Origin of the sequence: Leucobacter iarius (genome assembly GCF_039530105.1) — a bacterium.
Lineage (GTDB): Bacteria > Actinomycetota > Actinomycetes > Actinomycetales > Microbacteriaceae > Leucobacter > Leucobacter iarius.
This window is the reverse complement of sequence record NZ_BAAAOB010000002.1, coordinates 499,684-510,358: the sequence shown is the minus strand read 5'-3', so window position 1 is coordinate 510,358 and position 10,675 is coordinate 499,684. Positions and strand designations below refer to the sequence as shown.

General features: G+C 69.6%; 8 protein-coding genes and 1 rRNA gene. 8 read left to right on the top strand and 1 reads right to left on the bottom strand.

Annotated elements, in window-relative coordinates; translation table 11 throughout:
* Window positions 1-3: 3 nt before the first annotated feature.
* The 8 genes from rrf to ABD169_RS11615 all read left to right on the top strand — a co-directional run bounded on the left by rrf (window position 4) and on the right by ABD169_RS11615 (window position 8,816).
* A 5S ribosomal RNA gene (gene rrf / locus ABD169_RS11650) occupies window positions 4-120 on the top strand.
* A gap of 190 nt (window positions 121-310) precedes the next feature.
* Window positions 311-3,289, top strand: a complete 2,979-nt coding sequence (locus ABD169_RS11645) for a Na+/H+ antiporter subunit A (protein WP_344032371.1) — start codon at window positions 311-313, stop codon at window positions 3,287-3,289.
* Window positions 3,286-3,777 (top strand): Na(+)/H(+) antiporter subunit C, encoded by a 492-nt coding sequence (locus tag ABD169_RS11640; RefSeq protein ID WP_046455385.1) that lies wholly within the window; start codon window positions 3,286-3,288, stop codon window positions 3,775-3,777. The genes ABD169_RS11645 and ABD169_RS11640 overlap by 4 nt, the downstream gene beginning before the upstream one ends.
* On the top strand, window positions 3,774-5,441 hold the full coding sequence (locus tag ABD169_RS11635) for a Na+/H+ antiporter subunit D (RefSeq protein ID WP_344032369.1): 1,668 nt from the start codon (window positions 3,774-3,776) through the stop codon (window positions 5,439-5,441). Before ABD169_RS11640 ends, ABD169_RS11635 begins: the two co-directional genes overlap by 4 nt.
* Window positions 5,438-5,986 carry a Na+/H+ antiporter subunit E gene (locus ABD169_RS11630; protein ID WP_344032367.1) on the top strand — a complete coding sequence of 183 codons (549 nt, stop codon included), beginning with the start codon at window positions 5,438-5,440 and terminating at the stop codon, window positions 5,984-5,986. The genes ABD169_RS11635 and ABD169_RS11630 overlap by 4 nt, the downstream gene beginning before the upstream one ends.
* Window positions 5,983-6,333: an MrpF/PhaF family protein gene (locus ABD169_RS11625; protein WP_046455383.1), complete on the top strand. Its 351-nt coding sequence runs from the start codon at window positions 5,983-5,985 to the stop codon at window positions 6,331-6,333. The genes ABD169_RS11630 and ABD169_RS11625 overlap by 4 nt, the downstream gene beginning before the upstream one ends.
* Window positions 6,330-6,698: a monovalent cation/H(+) antiporter subunit G gene (gene mnhG, locus ABD169_RS11620; protein ID WP_099724772.1), complete on the top strand. Its 369-nt coding sequence runs from the start codon at window positions 6,330-6,332 to the stop codon at window positions 6,696-6,698. Before ABD169_RS11625 ends, mnhG begins: the two co-directional genes overlap by 4 nt.
* A 153-nt stretch (window positions 6,699-6,851) precedes the next feature.
* On the top strand, window positions 6,852-8,816 hold the full coding sequence (locus ABD169_RS11615; protein WP_344032364.1) for a DUF7507 domain-containing protein: 1,965 nt from the start codon (window positions 6,852-6,854) through the stop codon (window positions 8,814-8,816).
* Window positions 8,817-8,907: 91 nt separating this feature from the next.
* Here ABD169_RS11615 and aceB read toward each other — a convergent pair whose 3' ends face one another.
* A complete protein-coding gene (aceB, locus tag ABD169_RS11610) occupies window positions 8,908-10,560 on the bottom strand; it encodes a malate synthase A (protein WP_156174982.1) in 1,653 nt (550 codons plus the stop codon).
* Window positions 10,561-10,675 lie beyond the last annotated feature (115 nt).

The window sequence follows — 10,675 nt, the reverse complement described above, 5'->3', positions numbered from 1 at the left end:
AGTTACGGCGGTTATAGCGTCAGGGAAACGCCCGGTTACATTCCGAACCCGGAAGCTAAGGCTGACTGCGCCGATGGTACTGCACTCGGGAGGGTGTGGGAGAGTAGGACACCGCCGGACCCCTTTTCGAACGGGGCCAGACTGATCTGGGGGAGCGTGATGCTTCCCCGGGTCGGACTGGCCCCGTTTTTGTTGTACCCGGAAGCGCCGCCGCGTCCTTCGGCGTGAACCGCCCGGATGTTCGCCGACAGCGTCCGACCCCCTCCGTGCCCGATAGACTGGGCTGAGCCGAAACAGGGGGAGGATGCCTATGCCGGTAACGAGCGTGAGTCTCGGACTCGTGGCACTCGCCGCGCTGATCGCTCATCCCGGCCTTCGCCGATTCGGCCCCCGATTCTTCTACGTGCTCGCGCTCGCCCCGCTCGCGGCCTGCGCGCTGTACGCCGCGCAGCTGCCCAGCATCCTCGACGGGGCTGCGCTCACCGAGTACGTCAGCTGGGTGCCGCTCTTCGGCCTCGACTGGTCGTTCCGCGTCGACCTGCTCGCCGAACTCTTCGCGCTGCTCGTCACCGGTGCCGGCGGCCTCATCCTGATCTACTGCCGCTGGTACTTCAGCGACTCCGAAGACGGACTCGCGAGATTCGGCGCCACCTTCGTCGCGTTCGCTGGCGCGATGCTCGGCCTCGTTGTCGCCGACAACGTGTACCTCATGTTCATCTTCTGGGAAGCGACCACGGTGCTGTCCTTCCTGCTCATCGGACACGCGTCCAAACGCTGGACCAGCCGCTCCGCGGCGCTGCAGGCGCTCATCGTCACCACTCTGGGCGGCCTCGCCATGCTCGCCGGCCTCGTCGCGCTCGTCGCGCTCTCCGGCACCACCAGCCTTCACGGCATCCTCCAGCACCCGCCGACGGGCGGAGCCGCGGTCGCGGCCGTCTACCTGGTTCTGCTCGGCGCGCTCAGCAAGTCCGCGATCATTCCGTTCCAGTTCTGGTTGCCGGGCGCGATGGCCGCGCCCACGCCCGTCAGCGCCTACCTGCATGCTGCGGCGATGGTGAAGGCCGGCATCCTGATCCTGGCGCGCTTCGGCCCGTCGTTCGGCGATATGCCCGGCTACCGCACCACGCTCGTCGTGCTCGGCGGGGCGACCATGCTGCACGGTGCGCTGCGCGCCCTCCGGCAGTACGACCTCAAGCTGGTGCTCGCGTTCGGCACGGTCAGCCAGCTGGGCATGCTCACCATGCTCTACGGGCTCGCGGATCCGCGCACCGACGCCGCCGCGACCGTGCTCCTGTTCGCGCACGCTCTGGGCAAGGCCCCGCTGTTCCTCGCGGTCGGCATCATCGACCACCGCGTCGGTACGCGAGACCTCCGCAAGATCAGCGGGCTCGGACGCCAAGCACCCGTGCTGGCCGCCACCGCCGCGCTCGCGGGCGCCTCGATGGTGGGCCTTCCGCCCATGCTCGGCTTCGTCGGCAAGGAAGCCGCACTGACCGAACTCCTCGTCATGCTGCCCGAGGGCGACACCTCGAGCCCCGTGCTCGGCTGGTTCGCGCTCATCGTCATGATCCTCGGCAGCATCTGCACGACCGGCTACGTGCTGCGGTTCCTGTGGGGAGCGTTCTCGCGCAAGACCGGCGTCATCGGCTGCTCCATCGTGCATCGACAGCACCCCAGCATTCTGTTCGCGCCGATCGTGTTCGTCGTCACGGCCATCGCGGCCGGTATCGGCGCGACCGCGCTCGATCCCTTCATCCAGGAGCTCGCGAAGCAGGCCGGCCCGGAGGGGGTCGAGTCCCTCGACCCCGCGCACCTCGCGCTCTGGCACGGGCTGACGCTCGCGCTGCTCATCTCGGTGTTCATCATCGCGCTCGGCGTACTGCTCTTCTTCGTCACGCGCAGGCTCGTCGACCGCCTGCCGGTCTGGCCCGAACGCTTCACCGCGTCCCACGCCTACTTCTCGATCACCCGTGCCGTCGACGAGCTCGCGCTCCGCGTCACCGGCTTCACCCAGCGCGGTTCCCTGCCGTACTACCTGGCCGTGATCCTCTGCGTCACCGTCGTCGCGATGACGGGGACCCTGCTCACGAGCGGGCAGAAGCCGGTCGACACCACGCTCGCGACCAACGCGGTGCAGCCCGTGCTCGCCGTGCTCATGATCGCCGCGGCCATCGCGACACTGCGCGCGACGAAGCGCTTCCAGGCGCTCATCCTCGTGGGCTTCACGGGTTACGGCATGGCCGCCCTGTATGCGTTCCACGGCGCCCCCGACCTGGCGCTCACGCAGGTCCTCGTCGAAACCGTCACGCTCATCGCCTTCGTGCTCGTGATCCGACGTCTGCCGCAGCGCATGCAGCGCCGGAGTACGCGCAAGATCCGCATCGGCCGGGTCGTGCTCGGCACGGCGCTCGGCACCCTGTTCGGAGCCGCGGTGCTGTTCGCGCTCGGGGCCCGCGTCGCCGATCCGATCTCGCTCGAGCTGCCCAGGCTCGCGGTCGAGGGCGGGCACGGCATCAACGTGGTCAACGTGATGCTCGTCGACATCCGCGGCTGGGACACGCTCGGCGAGCTCTCCGTCGTGCTCTCGGCGGCGACCGGCGTCGCCTCGCTCGTGTTCCTGCGCAACCGCAGCGGCTCCCTGCCGCGCCTCAGCCGTCGCGACGCGCGGAGCCGGGTGCGCGAGCACCTGCAGCGCGTCGCCGATCCGCAGGACCGCACCGAGCGCGGCACCTGGATCCTGGCCGGCCGGCGCCTCGACCCCGCGAACCGCTCCATCATCCTGGAGGTCGTGGTCCGCCTGGTGTTCCACGCCCTCATCATCCTGTCGATCTACCTGCTGCTCGCGGGCCACAACGCGCCCGGCGGCGGGTTCGCCGGCGGCCTCGTGGCCGGCATCGCGCTGGTCGCCCGGTACCTGGCGGGCGGACGCCACGAGCTGGGGGCGACGGTGCCCTTCGACGCGGGCAGGATCCTCGGCACCGGCCTCGCGATCTCGGTCGCGACCGCCGCCGTGCCGCTGCTCTTCGGCGAGGCCGCGCTCAGCTCGAGCTGGTTCGACCTCGACCTCGGCCCGTTCGGACACCTCTCCTTCGTCACCTCGACGCTGTTCGACATCGGCGTCTACATGGTGGTCTTCGGTCTGGTGCTCGACGTGCTGCGCAGCTTGGGATCGCAGGTCGACGTCTACGAGGAAGGCGAGGAGATCGAGGAGATCGCGAACACCGACGACCACGACGAGGAGCAGACCGGACCCCACGCGGGCCGCGTCGAGCGGGGAGGATCGCTGTGACCGTCCCGCTGATCCTCGTCATCGCCATGGTGGTGCTGTTCGCCTGCGGCTTCACCCTCATGCTCGATCGGGGCCTCACCCGGATCCTGCTCGGGTTCCTGCTCGTCGGCAACGGCGCCAACCTGATGATCTTCCTGATGTCGGGCACCTTCGGGCACGCGCCGATCGCGGGGGAGAGCGCCCCGGATGAGATGAGCGACCCGCTGCCGCAGGCGTTCATCCTCACCTCCATCGTGATCACCTTCGGAGTGAGCGCGTTCCTGCTCGCCCTGATCTACCGCTCCTGGCGCCTCGACCGCGAAGAGGTCGACGTGGTCTCCGACGACGCGCACGACCTGGAGCTCGCGCAGACCGCCGGTCTCCCGCTCGAGGAGTTCACCGACGCCGAGCTCACCGAGAGCTCCGACTTCGACGACGACGACGGCGACGGCTCCGCCTCGGCACCCGTGCCGCACGACGGGCCGCAGCAGGACGGGGGCCGCCGATGAACCCGTCAGCCCTGATCCCGCTCATCGTCCTCGTGCCGCTCGCGGGCGCCGCGTTCGCGCTCGCCGTGCCGCACAAGGCCCGTGCGCAGCGCGGCATCACGCTCGGCACCCTCGGCCTGATGGTGCTCATCGCCGCCACCCTCGTCTGGGCGAGCGACGTCCACGGCACGCTCGTCATGGAAGTCGGCGGCTGGGCCGCGCCCTTCGGCATCGCGCTCGTGGTCGACCGCTTCGCGGCGCTGCTCCTGCTCGTCAGCGCGATCGTGCTGTTCGCGGTCCTCACCTTCTCGATCGGTCAAGGCCTCGCGGACGGCGACGAGGAGACCCCGGTCTCGATCTTCTTCCCGACCTACCTGGTGCTCGCCGCCGGCGTCTCGGAAGCGTTCATCGCGGGCGACCTCTTCAACCTCTACGTCGGGTTCGAGATCCTGCTCGTGGCGAGCTACGTGCTGCTCACCCTCGGCGGAACCGGTCCGCGCATCCGCGCGGGCGTCACCTACATCGTGGTGTCGCTCGTGTCGTCGGTGCTCTTCCTGGTCTCCATCGCGCTGGTCTACGGGGCCACCGGCACCGTCAACATGGCGCAGCTCTCCGAACGCATCGGCGATCTGAGCGCGGGCATGCAGCTGTTCCTGAACGTCGCGCTGCTGGTCGCCTTCGGCATCAAGGCCGCGATCTTCCCGCTCTCGTTCTGGCTGCCCGATTCATACCCGACCGCCCCGGCCCCGGTCACGGCGGTGTTCGCCGGTCTGCTCACGAAGGTGGGCATCTACGCGATCGCGCGCACGCAGACCCTCATCTTCCCCCACTCGAGCGTCAACGACCTGCTGCTCTGGCTGGCCGGCCTCACGCTCGTCGTCGGCATCCTCGGCGCCATCGCGCAGCTCGACATCAAGCGCCTGCTCTCGTTCACGCTGGTGAGCCACATCGGATACCTGCTGTTCGGCATCGCGCTGAACACACCGCTGGGCTACGCGGCGACCACCTACTACATCGTCCACCACATCATCGTGCAGACGACGCTGTTCCTCGTGGTGGGCCTCATCGAACGGCACGGTGGCACCACCTCGCTCGCGCGCCTCGGAGGCATGCTCAGGACGGCGCCGCTCGTCGCGGTGCTGTTCTTCATCCCGATGCTCAACCTCGGCGGCATCCCGCCGTTCTCCGGGTTCATCGGCAAGCTCGGCCTGTTCACCGCTGCGGCGGAGCTCGGCACACCCGGCGCCTGGTGGCTGATCGGCATCGGCGCACTCGTGTCGCTGCTCACGCTGTACGCGCTCGCGCGCGCCTGGAGCCTGGCGTTCTGGCGTCCCCGAGGCGAGGACGCGACGCCGACGGGTGTGCTCGCACGGCTGCAGGACGCCCCCGAGGCCGCGCCCCAGCGCGAGTCGCGCGGCATGCCGAAGCTGATGGTCGGATCCACCGCAGGCATGGTCGTGATCAGCGTGCTGCTGACCGTGTTCGCGGGACCGCTCGTCGCGTACTCCGAGCGCGCCGGGGTGGTCCTGGAGGACGCCGAGAAGCAGACCTCCTGGTACGACGAGCACCGGGTCGATCGGGAGATCACCGGCGACGATTCGAAGGGCGACCACGGCGCCGCTTCCTCGGAGCCGGCTCAGGCACCCGAGCCGGCACGGGCCCGCGGAACGGAGGATCCCTCATGAGCCCCGCACCCGGTCGCCGCGTCGAACGGCGCTTCCGCCTCTACGAGCTCCCGCTGCTGCTCGGGCTCGTGCTGCTCTGGATGATGCTCTGGGGCGAGATCAGCTGGATGTCGTTCGGCAGCGGGATCCTCATCGCGCTGCTCGCGACCCGCCTCTATTACCTGCCCCCGGTGGAGCTCGCCGGGCGGTTCAACGTGTGGTGGGCGATCCGGTACCTCTGGTACTTCTTCACCCACCTCGCGCTCGCGTCGCTGCAGGTCGCCTGGCAGGCCCTCGGGCCCGTGCCCAGGCCCGTGCCCGCGGTCATCGAGGTGCGGCTGCGCACCCGATCCGACTTCATCCTGACGATGACGAGCCTCACGCTGTCGCTGATCCCCGGATCCCTCGTGGCGGAAGTGGATCGCTTCGGATCGACCCTCTACCTGCACGTGCTGAACGCGCCGACCCACGAGGCCATCGAGCGCGTCCGCTGGGACGCGCACCACGTCGAAGAACTTCTGATCCGGACCATCGGCAGCCGCGAGGAGGTGGCCAAGCTCCCATGACGACCCTCCAGTGGATCCTGGTGATCGGCGGCGGCACCGCGCTGACGATCACGCTCATCGCCGCGCTCATCCGCGCGATCATCGGGCCGACCGTGCTCGACCGCATGATCGCCTCGGACGTCTTCCTGACCACCGTCGTGCTCGGGCTCGGCGGCGACATGGTGATCCGGCAGCACACCGATTCGATCACGCTCATGACGGCGATCGCGGCGACCGCCGTGTTCGGCACGATCACGGTCGCGCGGCACGTGCACCGCACCGACGGCCCCGAGTCCGTCGGCCCGATCACCCAGCCGGGCGAACCCGGACCCGAAGACGCTGCGCACGCGACGGAGGAGGCCCGATGAACCTGCCCGAATGGGTCGACACGGCCTGCGATATCGCCGCTGCGGTCTGCGTGCTGGGTGCGGCCGTGCTCGCCGTCGCCGCGGGCGTCGGCCTGCTGCGCTTCTCGGATCCGCTCTCGCGACTGCACGCGGCGACCAAGCCGCAGATCCTCGGTCTCCTGCTCATCATCGCTGCGGTCGCGCTCTCGGACCGCTCGCTCCTGACCCTGTTCGCGCTGGTGCCGACCTTCATCATGCAGACCCTGACGGCTCCGGTCGCCGCGCACATGATCGGCCGCGCGGCGTATCGCGCGGGACACATCGACACCGAGCACCTGTCGGTCGACGAGCTCGCCCCCGCGGTCGAGCAGTCCGATCACTCCTGAGCAGCACCGCTGACCGGCATCCGTATCGCCAGGACCCCCGCCCGGGGGTCATTTCCCGGGAGTCCGCCGAGACCGACCCTCCCGACTGTCACCCTGAGAAGAAGCTGTGTCTTCGCGGCACCGCTGATTCGACCGGTTCAGGAAGGGAAAACCGTGGCTTCAACGAAATCCAGGCCCGCGCGGCGGCTCGCCGCACTGGTGGGCGGCACCGCCGTACTGCTGGGAATGGGGGTGATCGCGCCCTCGGCCGCGGTCGCGGCTCCCGCTCCGGCGCCCGCAGATCCGACCGTGCTCTTCCAGGAGGGCTTCGAGAACGGTACCGGCTCGGAGATCATCGGCCTGCCGGCGTACACCGGGAGCCAGGGGGCTTCCTACACCGCTGATCCGTTCTGGCTCAGCGCGGCCGCGTGCAACGGCCTGGTGCTCCAGGGCGGCGGCGACTGGAGCGGATCGGGAGCCCCGTGCGCGACGCCCGAGTCGCGCGCCCGCCTCATGGATCTCGCAGGGGTCCTCGGCGGCGGCGATACGAAGAACCACATCGTCGCGGCCTACACCGATTCGAACGGGCCCGCGGGGCAGACCCTGCTCGCTCGTTCCGACCACAGCGGGATCCAGCTCACCAAGGGCCGCTTCTACGTGGCGGGCATCGACATCGCCGAGGTGAACTGCTTCGCGGCGGCCGACTCGACGATCTCCTTCGGGCTCGTGCTGCCGAGCGGCGAGGTCATGATCGACGGCGCACCCGCCGTGGCCTGCAGCACCGGCCAGACGACCACCGTGAACGGGCACGAGATCAAGTACGGCTCCTTCCGGAGCGCCGGTTTCAAGGCACCCGAGACGGGTGCCGGCGAGTACGTCGTGCGCAACCTCCAGACCTCGGGCGGCGGCAACGACTTCGCCTACGACAACCTCGTGCTGATGGACGCGACCCCCACGCTGCACAAGTCCTTCTCGCAGGACGCGGTCGAGGTCGGGCAGTCGGTCACGATGCAGCTGACCGTGGTGAACACGAGCGAGCTCTCCGAGAAGACCGGCTGGGGCTTCTCCGATGCGATGCCCGCGGGCATGAAGGTGGCATCGACGCCGAACATCGCCTCGACCTGCGCCGCCGGCGACGTCACCGCGGCCGCAGGTTCCTCCGCGCTCTCGGTCGAGAACGGTTCGCTCGCGAGCGGCGCCGAGAGCTGCACGATCTCGGTCGACGTCGTCCTCGACAAGGGCGGCGACTTCACGAACGTGATCACCAGCATGGACGGTCTCGGCGGCACGCCGAGCGCCGCGGTCCGCGCGCTCGTCCCCTCGCTGTCGCTGACCAAGACCGTCGCTCCCGAGACGCTGACCGCCGACCAGCGCGAGGCCACCTACACCTTCACCGTGCGCAACGACGGCGACGTCGACCTGCACGATGTGGCGGTGACCGATCCCGGTCCGATCGGCGGCACGGGCACGATGGGCCCCATCGACTGCGGCGGCGTCACCGACCTCGCCGTCGACGAGCAGATCGTCTGCACGGCCGTCTACACCGCCGGGCTCGATGATCTCGACGGCACCGCGCTGAAGAACGAGGCCAAGGCGTCCGGCGTCAGCCCCGCCGGCACCCGCGTCGACGCCGACGCCTCGGCCCAGCTGCCGACCGTCGCCCCGAAGCCGGAGCTCACCCTGGTGAAGTCCGCCGACACGGACGTCGCGACCCGCGCCGGCCAGAAGATCGTCTACTCGTTCCTCGTGACGAACACCGGGAACGTGACCGTCACCGACGTCGCGGTGGCCGAGGGCGACTTCTCGGGCAAGGGCGAGCTCGGAGACATCGTCTGCCCGGCAGCGGCCGAGTCTCTCGCGCCCCAGGCGAAGGTGACCTGCACCGCCGACTACACCGTCGTGGCTGCGGATCTCACGGGCAAGGCGATCACCAACACTGCGACGGCATCGGGCACCGGCCCGAACGGTGCGGTCGTGTCGAAGGCGGCAGCCGCGCAGGTGAAGACCCAGGCACCCGCTGAGCTCGCGGTCACGGGTTCGGCGTCCGGCTTCGTTCCGGCCGCCGGCGCGCTGGCGCTGCTGCTCATCGCCGGTGGCGCGACCGTCGTCGCGACCCGTCGCCTGAACGCTCGTTCCTGAGCCGGGAGCGTCGCCTGATCCGATCCGGCGGCGGTAGCGCGAAGGGCCCGGTCCTCCTCGAGGAGGACCGGGCCCTTCGTCGTGCGTCGGCCTAGAGGTCGACCAGGTACCGGCTGTAGGCGGGCACCGTGAGGAACGTCGGGAAGTTGTCGCCGAGCGACACGTCCTCGAACAGCTCCGTCGCGTCGTCGTAGCGGTCGCCCGGGAAGCGGTCGAAGCCGGCGACGGTCTCGCGCACGAGCTCCTGCACCCACTCCCGGGTGATGCGGGTGCCCTCGGCGGTCGACTGATCCTGGTGGATCCACTGCCAGATCTGCGAGCGGCTGATCTCGGCGGTCGCGGCGTCCTCCATCAGGTTGTCGATCGCCGCGGCGCCGATGCCGCGCAGCCACGCCTCGATGTAGCGGATGCCGATCGAGATGTTCTCGCGCACGCCGGCCTCGGTGACGTCGCGGCCGATGTGCACATCGAGCAGCTGGGCCGCGGTGACCTCGACGTCGTCGCGCTGGCGGTCGACCTGGTTGGGGCGGTCGCCCAGCACGGCGTCGAACTCGGCGCGAGCGACCGGGATCAGGTCGGGGTGCGCCACCCAGGTGCCGTCGAAGCCGTCGTTCGCCTCGCGGTTCTTATCGGCGCGGACCTTCTCCTCGGCACGACGGGTGATCTCGGGGTCGCGACGGTTCGGGATGAACGCGCTCATACCGCCGATGGCGTGCGCTCCGCGCTTGTGCGCGGTCTTGACCAGCAGCTCGGTGTAGGCCCGCATGAACGGCACCGTCATGGTGACCTCGCTGCGGTCGGGGAGCACGAAGCGGGCGCCGCGGCCGCGGTAGTTCTTGATGATCGAGAAGATGTAGTCCCAGCGACCGGCGTTCAGGCCGGCGATGTGGTCCCGCATCACGTAGAGGATCTCCTCCATCTCGAACGCGGCGGGCAGGGTCTCGATCAGCACCGTGGCGCGGATCGTGCCGTGCTCGAGGCCGAGGGCCTGCTCCGTGTAGGTGAAGATGTCGTCCCAGAGCTTCGCCTCTTCGCTCGACTCGAGCTTCGCGATGTAGAAGTAGGGCCCGCGTCCGCGGGCGACGAGCTCGCGCGCGTTGTGGAACGCGTAGAGGCCGAAGTCGACCAGGCTGCCCGAGGCCGCACCGGACTGGCCGTGCGCGTCGACGTAGCGGATGTGCTTCTCGACGAGGTGCCAGCCGCGGGGGCGCATCACGATCGTGGGGGTCTGCTCGGCGGTGACGCGGTACTCCTTGCCCTCGGGGCTCGTGTACTGCAGCTGATCACGGATCGCGTCGAACAGCGACAGCTGGCCGCCGATGACGTTGTGCCAGGTGGGACTCGTCGCGTCCTCCTGATCGGCGAGCCACACCTTGGCGCCCGAGTTGAGCGCGTTGACGGTCATCTTCGGGTCGGTGGGGCCGGTGATCTCCACGCGGCGATCCTCGAGGCCCGGGCCGGGGCCAGCGACCCGCCACTCCGCGTCCTCGCGGATGTGCCGGGTGTCGGCGCGGAACTTCGGGTCGCGGCCGTTGCCGATCTCGTACCGGCGGCGCTGCCGGTCTGCGAGACGCTCGTGGCGGATCCCGGCGAAGCGCCGGTGCAGCTCGGTCAGGAACTCGAGCGCCTCGGGGGTGAGGATCTCCGCGGAGCGGGGGATGGCGGGGCCGAAGACCTCGATGCGCGGGCCGATGGTCGCGGGGGTGGCGGTCTGCTGCTGCGGGGCCGCCTGCGTGGTGGTCATGATCTGTTCCTTCCGAGGGAGCCGATGATCGAGGTGGAGAACCGGTGCCGAGCGATGCGCGGGATCGGAGGATCCCGGATGTTCGGCGGTGATTCCATCTTGAACGGCGGTGACG

Bases quoted from the DNA above. Each gene is read 5' to 3' on its own strand.
- ABD169_RS11645 (WP_344032371.1), top strand. From the start codon at position 311: ATGCCGGTAACGAGCGTGAGTCTCGGACTCGTGGCACTCGCCGCGCTG.
- ABD169_RS11635 (WP_344032369.1), top strand. From the start codon at position 3,774: ATGAACCCGTCAGCCCTGATCCCGCTCATCGTCCTCGTGCCGCTCGCG.
- ABD169_RS11630 (WP_344032367.1), top strand. From the start codon at position 5,438: ATGAGCCCCGCACCCGGTCGCCGCGTCGAACGGCGCTTCCGCCTCTAC.
- ABD169_RS11625 (WP_046455383.1), top strand. From the start codon at position 5,983: ATGACGACCCTCCAGTGGATCCTGGTGATCGGCGGCGGCACCGCGCTG.
- mnhG (WP_099724772.1), top strand. From the start codon at position 6,330: ATGAACCTGCCCGAATGGGTCGACACGGCCTGCGATATCGCCGCTGCG.
- aceB (WP_156174982.1), bottom strand. From the start codon at position 10,560: ATGACCACCACGCAGGCGGCCCCGCAGCAGCAGACCGCCACCCCCGCG.